This is a genomic window from Kluyvera huaxiensis, from assembly GCF_040149365.1.
Classification (GTDB): domain Bacteria; phylum Pseudomonadota; class Gammaproteobacteria; order Enterobacterales; family Enterobacteriaceae; genus Kluyvera; species Kluyvera intermedia_A.
In genome coordinates, this window is the sequence record NZ_JBEFLV010000015.1 from 48635 (window position 1) to 68073 (window position 19439).

Annotated in this window: 10 protein-coding genes; 8 read left to right on the forward strand and 2 right to left on the reverse strand. The window is 57.0% G+C overall.

The window, feature by feature from the left end; genetic code table 11:
* Positions 1-11 precede the first annotated feature (11 nt).
* From nirB to ABOC97_RS15850, 3 genes are all read left to right on the forward strand, one after another.
* Positions 12-4076, forward strand: a complete 4065-nt coding sequence (gene nirB, locus ABOC97_RS15840) for a nitrite reductase large subunit NirB (protein WP_349599525.1) — start codon at positions 12-14, stop codon at positions 4074-4076.
* Positions 4073-6679, forward strand: coding sequence for a nitrate reductase (locus ABOC97_RS15845; protein ID WP_349599528.1), 2607 nt, complete (start codon positions 4073-4075; stop codon positions 6677-6679). The genes nirB and ABOC97_RS15845 overlap by 4 nt, the downstream gene beginning before the upstream one ends.
* Before the next feature lie 161 nt (positions 6680-6840).
* Positions 6841-8187, forward strand: coding sequence for a YchO/YchP family invasin (locus tag ABOC97_RS15850; RefSeq protein ID WP_349599531.1), 1347 nt, complete (start codon positions 6841-6843; stop codon positions 8185-8187).
* 46 nt (positions 8188-8233) lie between these two features.
* Here the strand turns inward: ABOC97_RS15850 and narL are convergent, their stop codons facing one another.
* Positions 8234-8884, reverse strand: a complete 651-nt coding sequence (gene narL, locus ABOC97_RS15855) for a two-component system response regulator NarL (protein ID WP_052284392.1) — start codon at positions 8882-8884, stop codon at positions 8234-8236.
* Entirely contained in the window at positions 8877-10676 is a 1800-nt protein-coding gene (gene narX, locus ABOC97_RS15860; RefSeq protein WP_349599534.1) for a nitrate/nitrite two-component system sensor histidine kinase NarX, read from the reverse strand. Before narX ends, narL begins: the two co-directional genes overlap by 8 nt.
* Positions 10677-10986: 310 nt before the next feature.
* Here narX and ABOC97_RS15865 point away from each other — a divergent pair, with 310 nt between their 5' ends.
* The 5 genes from ABOC97_RS15865 (at position 10987) to narI (ending at position 19434) form a co-directional block, all read left to right on the forward strand.
* Positions 10987-12378 carry a NarK family nitrate/nitrite MFS transporter gene (locus ABOC97_RS15865; RefSeq protein ID WP_349599537.1) on the forward strand — a complete coding sequence of 464 codons (1392 nt, stop codon included), beginning with the start codon at positions 10987-10989 and terminating at the stop codon, positions 12376-12378.
* A gap of 393 nt (positions 12379-12771) precedes the next feature.
* Complete coding sequence (locus ABOC97_RS15870; RefSeq protein WP_349599540.1) at positions 12772-16515, forward strand: nitrate reductase subunit alpha; 3744 nt, start codon at positions 12772-12774, stop codon at positions 16513-16515.
* Positions 16512-18050: a nitrate reductase subunit beta gene (gene narH / locus ABOC97_RS15875; RefSeq protein WP_349599543.1), complete on the forward strand. Its 1539-nt coding sequence runs from the start codon at positions 16512-16514 to the stop codon at positions 18048-18050. Before ABOC97_RS15870 ends, narH begins: the two co-directional genes overlap by 4 nt.
* Entirely contained in the window at positions 18047-18757 is a 711-nt protein-coding gene (gene narJ / locus ABOC97_RS15880) for a nitrate reductase molybdenum cofactor assembly chaperone (RefSeq protein ID WP_234508012.1), read from the forward strand. Before narH ends, narJ begins: the two co-directional genes overlap by 4 nt.
* The gene (narI, locus tag ABOC97_RS15885; protein WP_234508010.1) at positions 18757-19434 is read left to right on the forward strand and encodes a respiratory nitrate reductase subunit gamma; all 678 of its coding nucleotides are present in this window, start codon (positions 18757-18759) and stop codon (positions 19432-19434) included. The genes narJ and narI overlap by 1 nt, the downstream gene beginning before the upstream one ends.
* The last annotated feature ends 5 nt before the right edge of the window (positions 19435-19439 follow it).

Below are 19439 nucleotides of genomic sequence, written 5' to 3' on the forward strand. Positions count from 1 at the left end.
GGAGGAGACGTATGCGGCGACTGGTCATGATTGGTAATGGCATGGCGGCCACCCGGCTGGCGGAAACGCTGGTGGCCGCTGCCCCTGATGCGTTTGCGATAACCATTATCGGTGACGAGCCGCATCCGGCCTATAACCGCATTCAGCTGTCGCCGGTGTTAGGTGGGGAAAAGACCTTTGCGCAGACGCAGTTGCACCCGGCGCAGTGGTACGTCGACCACCATATTACGCTGTGCTGCGGCGAAACCGCGCTGACAGTGGATACCGCAGCGCGCAAAGTGCTGACCACGCACCGCGAACTGCCGTGGGATGAACTGGTATTTACCTGCGGTTCCTCGGCCTTTTTACCGCCGGTAGCGGGCGTCGACCTGCCGCACGTTTTTGCCTTCCGTACCATCAAGGATGTGGATGCCATTCTGGCGCAGCCCGGCGATGCGGTGGTGATTGGCGGGGGCGTATTAGGCGTGGAGGCGGCGGCTGCGCTGCGGCGATTAGGTGACAACGTCACTTTAATTCATCGCGGCAACCGATTGATGGAACAGCAGCTGGACGAACAGGCCGGGGCGCTGCTGGCCCAGCGTCTGACGGAGCGCGGTATCGGCTGTGAACTCAATGCCGGTATTCAACGGATTACCCCACAGGCGGTGCAGCTCAGCGATGGGCGCGAAATTCCCGCCGTGCGGGTGGTGATGGCTACAGGCGTCCGGCCGAATATCACGCTGGCGCAAAACGCCGGTATTGCCTGCCAGCGCGGGATTATGGTCAACCGCCAGCTGGCCACGGCGGTTGCCGGGGTGAGCGCCATCGGCGAGTGCTGTGAAATCGACGGCCAAACCTTCGGCCTGGTTGCGCCTTGTATGCAGCAGGCCGAAGTGCTGGCAGCAAGACTTACGGGCACACCCGGCGATGATTTTCACTGGCAGGATGGCGGCACGCGGCTGAAAGTGACCGGTATCGACCTCTTCAGCGCCGGACAAATTCAGGCCACCACGGAAGATGAACAATGGCGCTCGCTTGACCCACAGACCGGGCACTATCGCCGGCTGTTGATACGAGATGGGCAACTGACCGGCGTCCTGCTGCTGGGCGACTGCGCCAGCGCCGCGACGTTCACCGATTTACTGCATTCCACGCAGCCCGCGCAAGCGGGTTGGATCTTCGACCAATTCACGACGCAGCCGACGGCTGCAGGAACGCAAACAATGACAAAACCAACATTAGCGGTGGTGGGACACGGTATGGTCGGCCACCATTTTCTTGAGCAATGTGTTAGCCGTAACCTGCATCAGCAGTATCAGATAGTGGTCTTTGGCGAGGAGCGTTACGCCGCCTATGACCGGGTACATTTATCTGAGTACTTTGCTGGACGCAGCGCGGATTCGCTGTCGCTGGTGGCCGGTGATTTCTTTGCTGAGCACGGCATTGAACTGCGTCTGTCGCAGGCGGTGACTGCCATCGATACCGAGTCGCGTGTCATTTGCGACGCCGAAGGCCACGAGCTGCACTGGGACAAACTGGTGCTGGCAACCGGTTCCTATCCGTTTGTGCCGCCGATTCCGGGTAACGATCTGCCGGGCTGTTTCGTTTACCGCACCCTTGATGATTTGGATGCTATTGCCGCCAGGGCCAAAACGGCCACGCGCGGGGTGGTGATTGGCGGCGGTCTGCTGGGGCTGGAAGCGGCGAATGCGCTACGCCAACTGGGGCTTGCTACTGAAGTGGTTGAGTTTGCCCCCAATCTGATGGCGGTTCAGCTCGATAACGGCGGCGCGGCAATGCTGCGGGAGAAGATTGTTGATTTAGGCGTCGGCGTGCACACCAGCAAAGCCACGACCGCCATCACGCCAATGGCCGATGGGCTGGTGCTGAACTTTGCCGACGGCAGCAGCCTGGAAACCGATATGGTGGTGTTCTCCGCCGGGATCCGCCCGCAGGATGCGCTGGCCCGCAGCGCCGGAATCCACCTTGGTGAGCGCGGTGGTATCGCGGTGGACAACCGGTGTCAGACTTCCGCCGCCGATATTTTCGCGATTGGTGAATGCGCGCTGTGGGATAACAAAATCTATGGACTGGTGGCACCGGGCTACCAGATGGCACGGGTGGCGGCGGCAACGCTCGCCGGTGAAGATGCCGCGTTTACCGGCGCGGACATGAGTACCAAGCTCAAACTGCTGGGGGTCGATGTGGCCTCGTTTGGTGACGCGCAGGGACGAACCGCGGGCAGCCAGAGCTACCAGTGGATCCACGGCCCGGAGCAAGTCTATAAAAAAATTGTGGTCAGCGCCGATGGCAAAAAGCTATTGGGCGGCGTGCTGGTGGGCGATGCCAGCGATTACGCCACGCTGCTGCAAATGATGCTTAACGATATGGCGCTGCCGGCCCGTCCAGAATCGCTGATTTTGCCGGCGCTGGAAGGCAGCGCCCCGAAAGCATTGGGCGTTGCCGCCTTGCCGGATAGCGCGCAGATCTGTTCGTGCCATAACGTCAGCAAAGGCGACATTTGCCAGGCGGTTGGCGTGGGGGCAACCAACATTGCTGCGATTAAAAGCTGTACCAAAGCGGCGACCGGCTGCGGCGGCTGTAGCGCGCTGGTGAAACAGGTAATGGAGTACCAGCTGGAACAGCAGGGCGTGGAGGTGAAAAAAGATATCTGCGAACACTTCCCGTACTCGCGACAGGAGATTTATCACCTGGTACGGGTCAACCGCATTCATACCTTCGAACAGCTAATCCAGCGCTATGGTCACGGTGACGGCTGTGAAATCTGTAAACCACTGGTCGGTTCGGTACTGGCATCATGCTGGAATGAATACCTGCTCAAGCCCGCGCATTTGCCGCTGCAGGATACCAACGATCGCTATTTTGCCAATATCCAGAAAGACGGGACCTATTCGATTGTGCCACGTATGCCGGCGGGGGAAGTGACGCCGGATGGGCTGATCGCTATCGGCCATATTGCTAAACGCTACGCGCTGTATAGCAAAATCACCGGTGGCCAGCGTATTGATCTCTTCGGCGCGCGGCTGGAACAGCTGCCGGATATCTGGCGCGAGCTGTTGGCGGCGGGTTTCGAAACCGGGCATGCCTACGGTAAATCACTGCGGACGGTGAAATCCTGCGTCGGTTCGACCTGGTGTCGTTACGGCGTGCAGGATTCCACCGGGCTGGCGGTGACGCTTGAACATCGTTACAAAGGGCTGCGCGCGCCGCATAAAATCAAAATGGCGGTCTCCGGCTGTACCCGCGAATGCGCCGAAGCGCAGAGCAAAGATGTTGGGGTCATTGCCACCGACAAGGGCTGGAACCTTTATTTGTGCGGCAATGGCGGCATGAAGCCGCGCCATGCGGATCTGTTCGCCAGCGATCTCGACGATGCCACCTTGTTGCGTACCGTTGACCGTTTTCTGATGTTCTACATTCGCACCGCTGACCGTCTGCAACGGACCAGCACCTGGATGGATAACCTCGAAGGCGGCATTGATTACCTCAAAAGCGTGATCCTCGAGGATTCGCTGGGCATCGGTGAAGAGCTGGAGCAAGAGATGGCGCGGGTTATCGACAGCTACCAGTGCGAATGGCAAACGACCCTCAACGACCCACAGCGGTTGGCGCTGTTCCGTTCGTTTGTGAATAGCGACAGCCCGGATGAGGCCGTGGCTCGTCAGCCGGTTCGTGGGCAATTGCAGCTCGCGCCCGCGGCGGAACTGCCGGTGCTGGCCGCGAGCAACAAACCGTGGCAGGCCGTCTGCTCCGTCGACGCCATTCCACCGCAGGCCGGGATTGGTGCGCGTCTTGGCGAGATGCAAATTGCGCTATTCCGCCTGAATGACAAAGTGTATGCGCTGGATAACCAGGAGCCGGGCAGCCAGGCTAACGTGTTATCTCGCGGACTGCTGGGGGATACGGGCGGTGAGCCAATAGTTATCTCCCCGCTGTATAAGCAGCGTATTCGCCTGCGTGACGGGCGTTCGTGCGACAACGGCGAGCCGCTGGTGCGGGCGTGGCCGGTCAAGATTGAAGACGGCAAAGTGTGGGTCGGTAATCAGGCGCTGGTGATGCGTGCGGAGGCGTCATGACACAAACCAAAACCACCTGTCCTTACTGCGGCGTTGGTTGCGGGGTGCTGGCTACCGTGCGTGACGGTGAGGTAAGCGTACAGGGCGATGAAACGCATCCGGCCAACCTCGGAGGGTTGTGTGTGAAAGGGGCGGCGCTTGCCGAAACTACCGGGCTTAGCGGGCGGCTACTGCATCCGCAGCTTGACGGCCAACAGGTCAGTTGGCCGCAGGCGCTGAGCGCGGCGGGCCAACGGTTGCAGGCGATTATTGACGAACATGGCCCGCAGGCGGTGGCGTTTTACGCCTCGGGCCAACTGTTGACGGAAGATTACTACGCCGCCAACAAGCTGATGAAAGGGTTTATCGGCGCGGGAAACATCGATACCAACTCCCGGCTGTGCATGTCTTCCGCCGTGACCGGCTACAAACGGGCGTTTGGCGCGGATGTGGTGCCGTGCAGCTATGAGGATGTGGAGTGCAGCGATCTGGTGGTGCTGGTGGGATCGAACGCCGCCTGGGCGCATCCGGTACTGTATCAGCGGCTGGTGCAGGCAAAGCGGGATAACCCGCAGATGAAAGTGGTGGTGATTGACCCGCGGCGCACTGCAACCTGTGATATTGCAGACCGCCACCTGGCGATTGCGCCGGGCACCGACGCCGGGCTTTTCGTCGGGCTGCTGCGAGCGATAGCGCAAACCGGCAATGCGGAGACAGATTTCACCGATGCTCGCGCCGCGCTGGCGATGGCGGCGGACTGGTCGGTGGCGAAAGTGGCGGATTTTTGCGGCCTGACAGAGGCCGACGTGCAGGCGTTTTATCAGGACTTCATGGCCGCCCCGCGCGCCATCACCCTCTACACCATGGGCATTAATCAGTCGTCCAGCGGCAGCGACAAATGCAACGCCATTATTAACGTTCATTTAGCCAGCGGTAAATTTGGCCGTGCGGGCTGCGGGCCATTTTCGCTGACCGGACAGCCAAATGCGATGGGCGGCAGGGAAGTCGGCGGCCTGGCAACCATGCTGGCGGCGCATATGAATTTTGAACCCGCGGATCTCGCCCGGGTGGCGCGCTTTTGGGGCACCGAGCGGCTGGCGCAAACGCCGGGGCTGATGGCGGTGGACTTGTTTTCTGCCATCGGGCGCGGTGAGGTGAAAGCGGTCTGGATTATGGGCACTAATCCGGCGGTTTCGTTACCCGATAGCCATGCGGTCAGCCGGGCGCTGGCGGTATGCCCACTGGTTATTGTCTCTGAAGTGGCGGCGGAGACTGAAACGTCTCGCTATGCGCACATTCGATTTCCGGCGCTGGGTTGGGGAGAAAAAAACGGCACCGTTACCAACTCCGAGCGGCGGATCTCCCGCCAGCGGGCGTTTCTCCCGGCCCCCGGCGAGGCGCGAGCCGATTGGTGGATAATCGCCCAGGTGGCGAAACAGCTCGGGTTTGCCGCCGCCTTTAACTGGCAGCATCCACACGAGGTATTCAGCGAACACGCGGCGCTTTCCGGCTTTGAGAACGAGGGGCAGCGAGCGTTTGATATCAGTGGGCTATCTGCACTGAGCCGCGAACAGTGGGATGCGTTAGAGCCGGTACGCTGGCCGGTGAGCCGCAGCGAGAATACGTGGGATCTCCAGCGCGGCTGGCGCGGCGATGGACGGTTACGCATGGTGCCGGTTACGCCGCAGGAAATGCAGGCGCGTCCCGAACCGCTTTATCCACTCATTCTGAACAGCGGACGCATTCGCGACCAGTGGCATACCATGACCCGGACCGGCAACGTGCCGCGGCTGATGCAGCATATTGCCCAGCCTATCGTGGAAGTGTCGCCGCAGGATGCGACTCGTTTTAGTTTGCAAAATGGCGCGCTGGCGCGAATCAGTTCACCGCGAGGGGTGATGGTCGCCCGCGTCGTACTGACCGACAGCCAGCGCCCCGGCTCGTTATTTACCTCGATGCACTGGAACGACTGTTTTGCGCGGCAGGGGAAAATTAATAGTCTGGTCAAGGCAGTGGTCGACCCGCATTCGGGGCAACCTGAAAGCAAACAGACGGCGGTGCGCATCGCCCCGTGGCAACCGCATTGGCAGGGCGAGCTGTATTCCCGTGCGCCGGTGACGTTACCGCAGCATTTGCACTGGTGGCGGAAGGCCGCGCCGGGTTTGCATCACCTGACGCTTTGCGGGGATCGCACTATCCAGGCGGAACTGCTGGCCTGGTGTCAGCATCACGGCTGGCAAATTCAGGAAGCCCATTTGGGGGAGACATGGCACCTGCTGGCCTGGGAACAAGGGCAACTGATGCTGGGGTTCTGGAGCGGTCGGGCGCTGCCGGAACTGGATGCAGCCCTGGTGGTTCGCGCGTTTAGCGCGGCGCCGCAGACGCTGACTGAACGCCACGGGTTGTTAAGTGGACGGGATTTGGCGCGGCCTTCCGTGGGGAAAATTGTGTGTAGCTGTTTCAGCGTAGGTGAAAACACCATCGCCGAAGCGATTGAAAAAAAAGGCTGTTCTACCCCTGGCGAACTGGGTCGGGTACTTAAGTGCGGCACCAACTGTGGCTCGTGTATTCCAGAGCTGAAAGCGCTATTGGCCTGTACGCAACCGAAGGTGATGATTTCATGATTATTCAGTCTATTCCTGGAATAGGGCCTGAGGGCTGAAGGCGACGGCTAAAAAGGCTAAACTACAAGACCAGGGTCAGCGGCTTTTGACCCTCTTTTGAGTTTGCTATGAGGTTGTGGGTGGTAGCTTTACGTTTTTATTCGTCATGTTTGGTGCTGTTAATGTTGGCTAGTGGCGGCGCACGTGCGCGACAGTCGTTTATCGAAGAGGCGGAACATCCCTTCGATGATTTGCCGGATCTCAGCATTGCGCCGGAAAATCATGATGCGGAAAAACAGCTGGCTGAAATGGTGAAATCCTTCGGCGAAGCGAGCATGACCGACAATGGGCTGGATACCGGCGAGCAGGCCCGGCTTTTCGCGCTAACGCAGCTCCAGGATAGCGTCAACGGTCAGATGAACCAGCAGCTTGAAAACTGGTTATCGCCGTGGGGCAATACCAATATTCAACTGCTGGTCGATGAACAGGGCAAGCTGACCGGCAGTCACGGTAGCTGGTTTGTTCCTCTAGAGGACAACACCCGCTATCTCACCTGGAGCCAGCTGGGTGTCACCCAACAAGATGACGGCCTGGTCGGCAACCTCGGTGTCGGGCAGCGTTGGGTCGCCGGGCACTGGCTGCTGGGCTACAACACTTTCTATGACAGTCTGCTGGATCAGAATCTCAATCGTGGCGGTATCGGGGCGGAAGCCTGGGGCGAGAATCTGCGTTTTTCCGCCAACTATTACCATCCGTTACGCGATTGGCAAAATACCGGCACCACGCTGCAACAGCGTATGGCGCGCGGCTACGACGTCACCGCGCAGGCCTGGATCCCCGCTTATAACCACATCAACACCAGTGTTAGCGTCGAGCAGTATTTCGGCGAGAGCGTCGATCTGTTCCATACCGGTACCGGCTACCATAATCCGCTGGCGGTGTCGTTGGGCCTGAATTACACCCCGGTTCCGCTGCTGACTTTTAGTGCCCAGCACAAACAAGGTGAAAGCGGGGTTAACCAGAATAACCTTGGGATGAAGGTAAACTATCGTTTTGGCGTACCGCTCAAGAAACAGCTTGCCGCCGATGAGGTGGCGAAAACCCGTACTCTGCGCGGTAGCCGGTATGATGCGCCGGAACGCAATAATCTGCCGGTGATGGAGTATCGGCAGCGCAAGAGTCTGACGGTTTACCTGGCGACGCCGCCGTGGAATCTGACCGGCTATGAGACGGTGGAACTGAAGCTACAGGTGCGTGAAGAGTACGGCGTGAAGTCGTTGACATGGCAGGGAGACACTACCGCGTTAAGTCTGACACCGCCTGCGTCCAATAATGGCACCGACGGCTGGAGTATTATCATGCCCGCCTGGGACTATAGCGAAGGGGCCAGTAACACCTGGCATCTGTCGGTTATCGTCGAAGATAAGAAGGGCCAGCGCGTCACCTCGAATGAGATAACGCTGGCATTGACCGAGCCGGTCGTCAGCTTTGCACCGATGAACTATGGCTGGTCGGGGGCGACGCCTTAATTGTGCGTGACTGAGTCCCTGTCACGACAATTAAGCGGCGTACGGTTTAGAAAATACGATCCTGATGGACCCAGACGGCGGCTTCGACGCGGGATTTCAGCTTCATTTTCTTGAGCATATGTTTGACGTGAACCTTCACGGTGCTTTCCGTGATGTCGAGACGTCGGGCAATCATCTTATTCGGCAGACCCTGAGCGATAAGCTTCAGAATATCGCGCTCGCGCGGGGTTAACTGGTTGATATCGCGATCCGAGGTGGCACGGTTGGCGCGCAGGCTAGCGGCCAGCACCGGGGTTAACGCTTCGCTCAATACCATTTCACCGGCGGCGGCCTGTTGCAGGGCTTTCAGCAGATCTTCGGGTTCCATATCTTTCAGCAGATAGCCATCCGCGCCGCGTTTGAGGGCGGTGACGACATCTTCTTCATGGTTGGAAACGCTAAATACCACGACGCGGCCGGAGAGCGATTTTTCGCGCAGCTTGTCGAGGGTTTCCAGACCGTTCATGCCAGGCATGTTGAGGTCAAGCAGGATCAGGTCTGGATCGAGCGCTTCTGCCAGCTCAATACCTTGCTCACCGTTGCTGGCTTCGCCCACGACCTGAATGTCCGATGCCATGCTGACCAGCTGTTTTACGCCGGTACGCAGCATGGGATGATCGTCAATTAGCAGGATAGTAGCCCGTTCCTGATTACTCATGGATTTCTCCTTGGGGAGTTGAAAGCGATTTTTCGGGGACAAACGTAACCACGACTTCAGTACCGCCGTTTTCACGACGACGAACCTGGCAATCGCCGCGCAGGCTCTGCGCGCGGTCACGCATAATAATAAGGCCATAATGGTTGCTGCGTTCAGCATGCTGCGGCACGCCACAGCCGTTATCCGTCACCACCATTTTTACCTGGTTGCCTTGTTGGGTGACGCTGACCTGCACGTCCGTTGCCTGCGAGTGTTTTAAGGCATTGCTCAGCGCTTCGCGGGCGATTTGCAGAACGTGAATTGCCTGATGTGAGGGCACGTAGCGCGGTGGCAGTTGGTAATCAAGCTGAACCGGGAAGCCAAAGTGGCCGCTGTACTCTTTGCAACTGGACTCCAGCGCCGGACGTAGCCCGGACTCGGTCAGTTTCAGGCGGAAAGTGGTCAGCAGCTCACGTAGCTGCGCCCAGGAAGAGTTCAATTCATTACGCACCTGACCCAGCAGCTCTCGGCTTTCCGGGGAGGACTGCTCGTTCTGCATCATCTGCAGGCAGCTGACCTGCATTTTCATGCATGACAGCGATTGGGCGATGGAGTCGTGTAGCTCACGGGCAATGGTGGCGCGTTCTTCCATGACAATCAGCTGTTGCTGGCGTTCCAGCTGTTTATCCAGCGCTAGCGTCGACGTTAACTGTTCAAGCAGCGTATCGACCAGCTGTTGCTGATCGTGGCTCAGTTCGCGGCCGTGCGGCAAAGTGGCGAGTAAAATTCCGTAGTGGTTGCGCGGGTCGGTCAGACGCCATTTCAGCGTGACCCCGTCAGGCGCGGACATATCGATATCGCGAGGACAGAGATAGCAGCCTTTATCGTCGCACTCCCAACCGGAATGACAGCTAAATTCCTGATGATTTTCTTCATCTTCGGTGTCGTAAACCCGCACCTCTATTTCCCGCAGTGGCGTGAGTTCCTGTAGGCCATTCAGCACCGGTGAAATTCGTTCACACAGCGGTACGCTGGCGTGCAGCCGTCGGTTGGCCTGCCACAAGAAGGAGAGGATAGCGTTTTTCTGCTCAAGCCCGGCGGTTTTCTCCTGCACGCGCTTTTCCAGCGAGGCGTAGCTTTCCGCAAGCTCGGCGGACATATTGTTCAGCGCCATGCCCAGCGTCGCCATTTCATTACGACCGCTGATTTGCGCGCGGTAGGTAAAGTCACGATGACTGATGGCTTCCGCCATGCGCAGCAACTGGCGCCATGGATGGAGCAGGCGCGTGCGCAGCCAGAAGACGGTGAAGATAAACAGCATCGCCATGAACACGGACATCAGCCGGTGCATCCACACTACGTGGGCGATACGTTCTTCGGTGGTGTGATCGAAGACGGTAACTAGCTGGTTGATACGGTCGACGAAGCCGGTTAAATCGTTGACTACGGCATTCTGCGTTTGCGCATTGCGGATGTCGGGTGCCAGATGGGTCAGCCAGTACTGTTGCAGCGATGCCAGTTGTTTTACCTGACCGTCGCGTTCGGCGGCGAGCTGCAGTTCAGGGCTGAATACGGTGTGCTGCATTTCATCAAAGAGTATCTGGTCGCTCTTTTTCACCGGGATCGCCGCGAGCAGGCGATAGCTCTGCATACGCAGTGAACCAGCCTGATTAATAGCATGTGCGCTACCCTGGACGCCGTTTATCAGCCGTGCAGAAATCATCATACTCGCCACCCCGATGAGGGTAGACAACAGTACGATCAGCGCCAGTTGATTCACTAGCGTGAGTGGTGTAAAAAAACGTTTAAACATTCTTCGATGTGGCTCCTGGCGGAAGTCTCTCCGGCGAGTGGCGGTATTTTCGGCTATCGCCTGGAGTATACCCATACCTCAAAAGAGGTACTCCTTTATTTCCGTCATAGTCAAGATGGTGGGGGGAATGGGCTAGCAGCATAACAGCCATGTGATAAAACAGGTTTTTTTTGGCGAAAAAACCTACCCACAAAGGGTGATGATGTTTTTTTAAGCAAGATGCGGACAACTTTTCCTTTGATTTATATCAACTTACCGCGCGGTGTAAACCCTACTGTGGCAGGGTTAATATTAATAATCAGAGGTGTCTATGAGTCACTCCACTGCCCCCGAAAGGGCTACCGGCGCTGTCATTACCGACTGGCGTCCGGAAGATCCGGCGTTCTGGCAAGAGCGCGGTCACCGCGTCGCGAGCCGGAACCTGTGGATTTCAGTACCGTGTTTGCTGTTAGCATTTTGCGTATGGATGTTGTTCAGTGCCGTTGCCGTCAACTTACCCAAAGTGGGCTTCCATTTTACCACCGACCAGCTCTTTATGCTGACCGCGCTGCCGGGCTTATCAGGGGCACTCCTGCGAGTTCCTTACGCATTTATGGTGCCGATTTTTGGCGGACGCCGCTGGACGGCATTCAGTACCGGGATAATGATTATTCCGTGCGTGTGGCTCGGTATTGCGGTGCAAGATCCTACCACGCCGTTTAGCGTCTTTGTGATTATTGCGCTACTGTGCGGTTTTGCCGGGGCAAACTTCGCTTCCAGCATGGCGAACATCAGCTTCTTCTTCCCGAAAGTGAAGCAGGGTAGCGCGTTGGGTCTGAATGGCGGTCTGGGCAACATGGGCGTGAGCGTGATGCAGCTGGTTGCACCATTGGCCATCGGCATGTCCATTTTCGCTATCTTCGGCGGCAAAGGTGTTGAACAGGCAGACGGCTCTGTCTTGTTCGTAGAAAATGCCGCGTGGATCTGGGTACCGTTCCTGATTTTCTTCACGCTGGCAGCGTGGTTTGGCATGAATGATCTGTCCGCTTCTAAAGCGTCACTGAGTGAGCAGTTGCCGGTGCTCAAACGTGGCCACCTGTGGATTATGGCGGTGCTTTATCTGGCGACCTTCGGCTCGTTCATCGGATTCTCTGCGGGCTTTGCCATGCTGTCGAAAACCCAGTTCCCGGATATCAATATTCTGCACTTTGCCTTCTTCGGCCCGTTCATCGGTGCGCTGGCGCGTTCTCTCGGAGGCGGTATTTCCGATCGTCTGGGCGGGACTCGCGTGACGCTGATAAACTTCATCGCGATGGCTATTTTCTCGGCACTGTTGTTCCTGACTCTGCCAACCAACGGCCAGGGCGGAAACTTCGTGGCATTCTTTACGGTGTTCATGGGCCTGTTCGTGACGGCCGGGCTGGGTAGCGCATCCACCTTCCAGATGATCTCCGTTATCTTCCGGAAATTGACCATGGATCGCGTGAAAGCGCAGGGTGGCAGCGAAGAACATGCTCTGCGTGAAGCGGCAACGGATACGGCGGCGGCGTTGGGCTTTATCTCTGCGATTGGCGCGGTTGGCGGTTTCTTCATTCCGAAATCGTTCGGTATTTCGCTGGAAATGACCGGCTCCCCGGCTGGCGCAATGAAAATATTCCTTGTGTTCTATATTGTCTGCGTCGTTGTGACGTGGGCCGTTTACGGACGTAAAGCGAAGAAATAACCTGAAGCGTTATTTGTGAATAAAGGCGCGAGGGTTCGCGCCTTTATTTTTATCGCTACTTAGTTACAACATACTGGTGATATTTTTTATCCCGTTAGCATCGTGCCCGCAATGGTTTTGCAGGAGATAAAAAGTCTCTACCCCTTAATACCGACAGAGCCGTTTTTTACAGCTTGTAATATTTAATTTTTAATAAAAAACCTTAATTTACAGTGTGTTAAAAAATAAAAATAACTACCACCAAGGTGGTATTTGTGTTTTTGGCGGCAGTAATAAAGCAAAGCCACCTTGATCGTTATCAATTCCCTCCATGTTTCAGCGCGTTACCTTCGCTGCAAATTCAGCAATGTCGACTTATCAGAGAGCCGTAAGGCTCCAAACAGGAGAGACCCGATGAGTAAATTCCTGGACCGGTTTCGCTACTTTAAACAAAAGGGCGAAACATTTGCCGATGGGCACGGACAGATTCTAGATACCAACCGGGATTGGGAAGATGGATACCGCCAGCGCTGGCAGCATGATAAGGTCGTTCGCTCTACGCACGGCGTTAACTGCACCGGTTCCTGCAGCTGGAAAATTTATGTCAAAAATGGTCTGGTCACCTGGGAAACCCAGCAGACCGACTATCCGCGCACCCGTCCGGACCTGCCAAACCACGAACCACGCGGCTGCCCGCGCGGTGCAAGCTATTCCTGGTATCTCTACAGCGCCAACCGCCTGAAATATCCGCTGATGCGTAAACGCCTGATGAAAATGTGGCGCGAAGCGAAAACGCTGCACAGCGATCCGGTTGATGCATGGGCGTCCATTATTGAAGATGCCGATAAAGCGAAAAGCTTTAAGCAAGCGCGTGGTCGCGGCGGTTTCGTTCGTTCTTCCTGGCAGGAAGTGAATGAGCTGATTGCGGCATCTAACGTCTATACCGTCAAAACCTACGGCCCGGACCGCGTGGCGGGCTTCTCGCCAATTCCGGCGATGTCGATGGTTTCCTACGCTTCCGGCGCACGCTATCTGTCGCTGATTGGCGGTACCTGCCTGAGCTTCTACGATTGGTACTGTGACTTGCCGCCAGCGTCTCCGCAGACCTGGGGTGAACAGACCGACGTACCGGAATCTGCCGACTGGTATAACTCCAGCTATATCATTGCCTGGGGTTCCAACGTTCCTCAGACCCGTACCCCGGATGCGCACTTCTTTACTGAAGTCCGTTATAAAGGGACCAAAACCGTCGCTATCACGCCTGACTATGCCGAAATCGCCAAGCTGTGCGATCTGTGGCTGGCACCGAAGCAGGGTACCGATGCGGCAATGGCGCTGGCGATGGGCCACGTTATGCTGCGTGAGTTCCACCTCGACAAACCAAGCCAGTACTTCACCGACTACGTTCGCCGTTACACCGACATGCCAATGCTGGTGATGCTTGAAGAGCGTGAAGGCTACTACGCGGCGGGTCGTATGCTGCGTGCCGCTGACCTCGTGGATTCCCTGGGCCAGGAAAACAACCCAGAGTGGAAAACCGTGGCGGTGAATACCGACGGCGACATGGTGGCACCGAACGGTTCCATCGGCTTCCGTTGGGGCGAAAAAGGCAAGTGGAACCTTGAACAGCGCGACGGTAAATCCGGCGATGAAACCGAACTGCAGCTGAGCCTGCTCGGTAGCCAGGATGATATCGCGCAGGTGGGCTTCCCGTACTTTGGCGGCGAAGGCACCGAACACTTCACCAGCGTTGAGCTGGAAAATATTCTGCTGCACAAACTGCCGGTAAAACGTCTGCAACTGGCTGACGGTACCACCGCGCTGGTCACCACCGTTTACGACCTGACCATGGCCAACTACGGTCTGGATCGTGGCCTGAACGATGAAAACTGCGCGACCAGCTATGATGACGTGAAAGCGTACACCCCAGCCTGGGCCGAGAAAATCACCGGCGTTCCACGTGCACAGATTATTCGTACCGCGCGTGAATTTGCTGATAACGCCGATAAAACGCACGGCCGTTCAATGATCATCGTCGGTGCCGGTCTGAACCACTGGTATCACCTCGATATGAACTACCGTGGTCTTATCAATATGCTGGTGTTCTGCGGCTGCGTCGGTCAGAGCGGCGGCGGCTGGGCGCACTATGTGGGCCAGGAAAAACTGCGTCCGCAGACCGGTTGGCAGCCGCTGGCGTTTGCCCTTGACTGGCAGCGTCCGGCGCGTCACATGAACAGCACCTCTTACTTCTATAACCACTCCAGCCAATGGCGCTACGAGTCGGTTACCGCCCAGGAACTGCTGTCACCGCTGGCGGATAAATCCCGCTATACCGGTCATCTGCTGGACTTCAACGTTCGCGCGGAACGTATGGGCTGGCTGCCGTCTGCACCACAGTTGGGTACCAACCCACTGCGTATTGCTGATGAAGCGAAGAAAGCCGGTATGACCCCGGTTGACTATACCGTGAAGGCGCTGAAAGAAGGCACCATCCGCTTTGCGGCTGAGCAGCCGGAAAATGGTAAAAACCACCCACGCAACCTGTTTATCTGGCGTTCTAACCTGCTGGGTTCTTCCGGTAAAGGCCATGAGTACATGCTGAAGTACCTGCTGGGTACCGAGCACGGTATTCAGGGTATGGATCTGGGCAAGCAGGGCGGTTTGAAGCCAGAAGAAGTGGAATGGCAGGATAACGGTCTCGACGGCAAGCTGGATCTGGTGGTAACGCTGGACTTCCGTCTGTCGAGCACCTGTCTCTACTCTGACATCGTGCTGCCAACGGCGACCTGGTACGAAAAAGACGACATGAATACCTCGGATATGCATCCGTTTATACATCCGCTGTCTGCTGCCGTTGACCCAGCCTGGGAATCGAAAAGCGACTGGGATATCTATAAAGGTATCGCGAAGAAATTCTCCGAAGTGTGCGTCGGCCACCTCGGTAAAGAAACTGACGTTGTAACGTTGCCAATCCAGCACGACTCCGCCGCTGAGCTGGCGCAGCCGTTAGATGTAAAAGACTGGAAAAAAGGCGAATGTGACCTGATCCCAGGCAAAACCGCACCGCACATCATTCCGGTTGAACGTGATTACCCGGCGACCTACGAACGCTTTACCTCCATCGGTCCGCTGATGGAAAAAATCGGTAACGGCGGGAAAGGGATTGCCTGGAACACCCAGAGCGAAATGGATCTGCTGCGTAAGCTCAACTACACCAAGGCAGAAGGCCCGGCGAAAGGCCAGCCGATGCTGGATACGGCAATTGACGCGGCAGAAATGATCCTCACCCTGGCACCGGAAACTAACGGTCAGGTGGCGGTGAAAGCCTGGGCGGCGCTGAGCGAGTTTACCGGCCGTGACCACACGCACCTGGCGCTCAATAAAGAAGACGAAAAAATTCGCTTCCGTGATATTCAGGCGCAGCCGCGCAAGATTATCTCCAGCCCAACCTGGTCCGGTCTGGAAGACGAACACGTCTCTTATAACGCCGGTTACACCAACGTTCATGAGCTGATTCCATGGCGTACGCTGTCTGGCCGTCAGTCCCTGTATCAGGACCACCAGTGGATGCGCGACTTCGGTGAAAGCCTGCTGGTTTACCGTCCGCCGATCGACACCCGTTCGGTGAAAGAAGTGATGGGCAAGAAATCGAACGGTAACCCAGAGAAGGCGCTGAACTTCCTGACGCCGCACCAGAAATGGGGCATTCACTCTACCTACAGCGACAACCTGCTGATGCTGACTTTAGGTCGCGGCGGTCCGGTAGTGTGGATGAGTGAAGAAGATGCCAAAGAGATCGGCGTTGAAGATAACGACTGGATTGAAGTCTTCAACAACAACGGTGCGCTGACCGCGCGTGCGGTAGTGAGCCAGCGTGTGCCGGCCGGGATGACCATGATGTACCACGCGCAGGAACGTATTGTTAACCTGCCGGGTTCAGAAATTACCGGTCAACGCGGCGGTATTCATAACTCGGTGACGCGTATCACGCCTAAACCGACCCATATGATCGGCGGCTACGCGCACCTGGCCTATAGCTTTAACTACTACGGCACCGTAGGTTCAAACCGTGATGAGTTTGTGGTGGTACGTAAGATGAAGAACATTAACTGGCTGGATGGCGAAGGCAACGACCAGGTACAGGAGAGCGTAAAATGAAAATTCGTTCACAAGTCGGCATGGTGCTGAATCTCGATAAATGCATCGGCTGCCATACCTGCTCAGTCACCTGTAAGAACGTCTGGACCAGCCGCGAAGGGACCGAGTACGCGTGGTTCAACAACGTGGAAACCAAGCCGGGCACCGGCTTCCCGACCGACTGGGAAAACCAGGAAAAATGGAAGGGCGGCTGGATCCGTAAGATCAACGGCAAACTGGTACCGCGCATGGGTAACAAAGCGCTGCTGCTGGGTAAAATCTTCGCTAACCCGCATCTGCCGGGCCTCGACGATTACTACGAGCCGTTTGATTTTGACTACCAGGCGCTGCACAACGCTCCGGCTGATAGCAAAGCGCAGCCGATTGCCCGCCCACGCTCGCTGATTACCGGCAAGCGTATGGACAAGATCACTAAAGGTCCAAACTGGGAAGACGATCTGGGCGGTGAGTTTGAGAAGCTGTCGAAAGACAAAAACTTCGAAAACATGCAGAAGGCGATGTACGGCCAGTTCGAAAACACCTTCATGATGTACATGCCGCGCCTGTGCGAGCACTGCCTGAACCCGGCGTGTGTTGCCACCTGCCCGAGCGGTGCTATCTACAAGCGTGAAGAAGACGGCATTGTGCTGATCGACCAGGACAAATGCCGCGGCTGGCGTATGTGTATCACCGGCTGCCCGTACAAAAAAATCTACTTCAACTGGAAGAGCGGCAAGTCTGAGAAATGCATCTTCTGCTACCCGCGTATCGAAGCGGGTCAGCCGACCGTGTGTTCCGAGACCTGTGTTGGCCGTATTCGTTACCTTGGCGTGCTGCTGTATGACGCAGATGCGATTGAAACCGCAGCGAGCACCGAGAACGAAAAAGACTTGTATCAGCGTCAGCTGGACGTGTTCCTTGATCCAAACGATCCGAAAGTGATTGAGCAGGCGCAGAAAGATGGCATTCCGCTGAGCGTTATCGATGCGGCGCAGAAATCGCCGGTTTACAAAATGGCGATGGACTGGAAGCTGGCGCTGCCGCTGCACCCGGAATACCGCACGCTGCCAATGGTGTGGTACGTGCCGCCGCTGTCACCGATTCAGTCTGCGGCCGACGCGGGTGAACTGGGCAGCAACGGTATTCTGCCAGACGTAGAAAGCCTGCGTATCCCGGTTCAGTACCTGGCGAACCTGCTCACCGCGGGTGACACTCAGCCGGTACTGCTGGCGCTGAAACGTATGCTGGCAATGCGTCACTTCAAACGTACGGAAACCGTCGATGGTGTTATCGATACCCGTGCGCTGGAAGAGGTCGGTCTGACCGAAGCGCAGGCGCAGGAAATGTATCGCTACCTGGCAATTGCTAACTACGAAGATCGTTTCGTGGTGCCAAGCAGCCACCGCGAACAGGCTCGTGAAGCGTTCCCGGAGAAAAATGGCTGCGGCTTTAGCTTCGGCGATGGCTGCCACGGTTCCGACACCAAGTTCAACCTGTTCAACAGCCGTCGTATTGACTCGGTGGATGTGAGCAGCAAAACGGAGCCGCACGCATGATCGAACTCGTGGTGGTATCTCGTTTGCTTGAGTACCCGGATGCTGCCTTGTGGCAGCATCAAGGTGAACTCTTCGATGCTCTGGCCTCGTCAGAGAAACTGGATAAAGCGGATGCCCAGGCACTGGGCATCTTCCTGCGCGATTTAACCGCGCAGGATCCGCTGGATGCGCAGGCCGCGTACAGCGAATTGTTTGACCGTGGTCGCGCAACGTCGCTGCTGCTGTTCGAACATGTGCACGGCGAATCCCGCGACCGCGGCCAGGCGATGGTGGATCTGCTGAATCAGTACCAACAGCACGGTCTGGAACTTGACAGCCGCGAGCTGCCGGATCACCTGCCGCTATATCTGGAATATCTGGCGCAGTTGCCGGAGAGCGAGGCGATTGGCGGTTTGCAGGATATCGCGCCAATTCTGGCATTGCTTTGCGCACGTCTGCAGCAGCGCGAAAGCGCTTATGCGGTGCTGTTCGAACAGCTGCTGAAGCTGGCGAATAGCGCAGTTGACGAAGCGAAAGTGGCGGAAAAAATTGCGGACGAAGCCCGCGATGATACGCCACAGGCGCTGGATGCGGTCTGGGAAGAAGAGCAGGTCAAATTCTTTGCCGATCAGGGCTGCGGTGAGTCGGAAATCAGCAATCACCAGCGTCGTTTTGCCGGAGCCGTTGCCCCGCAATATTTGAATATCTCTAACGGAGGACAGCAATAATGCACTTCCTGAATATGTTCTTCTTCGACATCTATCCGTATATCGCGGGTTCTGTCTTCCTGATTGGCAGCTGGCTACGCTACGATTACGGCCAGTACACCTGGCGCGCGGCGTCCAGCCAGATGCTGGATCGTAAAGGGATGAACCTGGCGTCTAACCTGTTCCATATCGGGATTCTGGGGATTTTCGCTGGCCACTTCCTGGGTATGCTGACCCCGCACTGGATGTATGAAGCGTGGCTGCCGCTGGAAGTGAAACAGAAGATGGCGATGTTCGCGGGCGGCGCGTCCGGCGTGATGTGCCTCGTCGGCGGCGTGCTGTTGCTCAAACGCCGTCTGTTCAGCCCTCGCGTGCGTGCCACCACTACCGGTGCCGATATTCTGGTGCTGTCGATTCTGGTTATCCAGTGTGCGCTGGGCCTGTTGACGATTCCGTTCTCCGCTCAGCATATGGACGGTAGCGAGATGATGAAACTGGTGAACTGGGCTCAGTCTGTGGTGACCTTCCACGGTGGCGCTTCGCAGTATCTGGACGGTGTGGCGTTTATCTTCCGTATGCACCTGGTGCTCGGGATGACGCTGTTCCTGATATTCCCGTTCTCGCGTCTGGTCCACATCTGGAGCGTGCCGGTCGAATATCTGACCCGCAAATATCAGATTGTTCGCGCTCGTCATTAATTCCG

Excerpts from the sequence above, each read along its gene's own strand:
- ABOC97_RS15870 (WP_349599540.1), top strand. The coding sequence starts at position 12,772 with ATGAGTAAATTCCTGGACCGGTTTCGCTACTTTAAACAAAAGGGCGAA.
- narH (WP_349599543.1), top strand. The coding sequence starts at position 16,512 with ATGAAAATTCGTTCACAAGTCGGCATGGTGCTGAATCTCGATAAATGC.
- narJ (WP_234508012.1), top strand. The coding sequence starts at position 18,047 with ATGATCGAACTCGTGGTGGTATCTCGTTTGCTTGAGTACCCGGATGCT.
- narX (WP_349599534.1), bottom strand. The coding sequence starts at position 10,676 with ATGTTTAAACGTTTTTTTACACCACTCACGCTAGTGAATCAACTGGCG.
- ABOC97_RS15850 (WP_349599531.1), top strand. The coding sequence starts at position 6,841 with ATGTTGGCTAGTGGCGGCGCACGTGCGCGACAGTCGTTTATCGAAGAG.
- nirB (WP_349599525.1), top strand. The coding sequence starts at position 12 with ATGCGGCGACTGGTCATGATTGGTAATGGCATGGCGGCCACCCGGCTG.
- ABOC97_RS15845 (WP_349599528.1), top strand. The coding sequence starts at position 4,073 with ATGACACAAACCAAAACCACCTGTCCTTACTGCGGCGTTGGTTGCGGG.
- narL (WP_052284392.1), bottom strand. The coding sequence starts at position 8,884 with ATGAGTAATCAGGAACGGGCTACTATCCTGCTAATTGACGATCATCCC.
- ABOC97_RS15865 (WP_349599537.1), top strand. The coding sequence starts at position 10,987 with ATGAGTCACTCCACTGCCCCCGAAAGGGCTACCGGCGCTGTCATTACC.
- narI (WP_234508010.1), top strand. The coding sequence starts at position 18,757 with ATGCACTTCCTGAATATGTTCTTCTTCGACATCTATCCGTATATCGCG.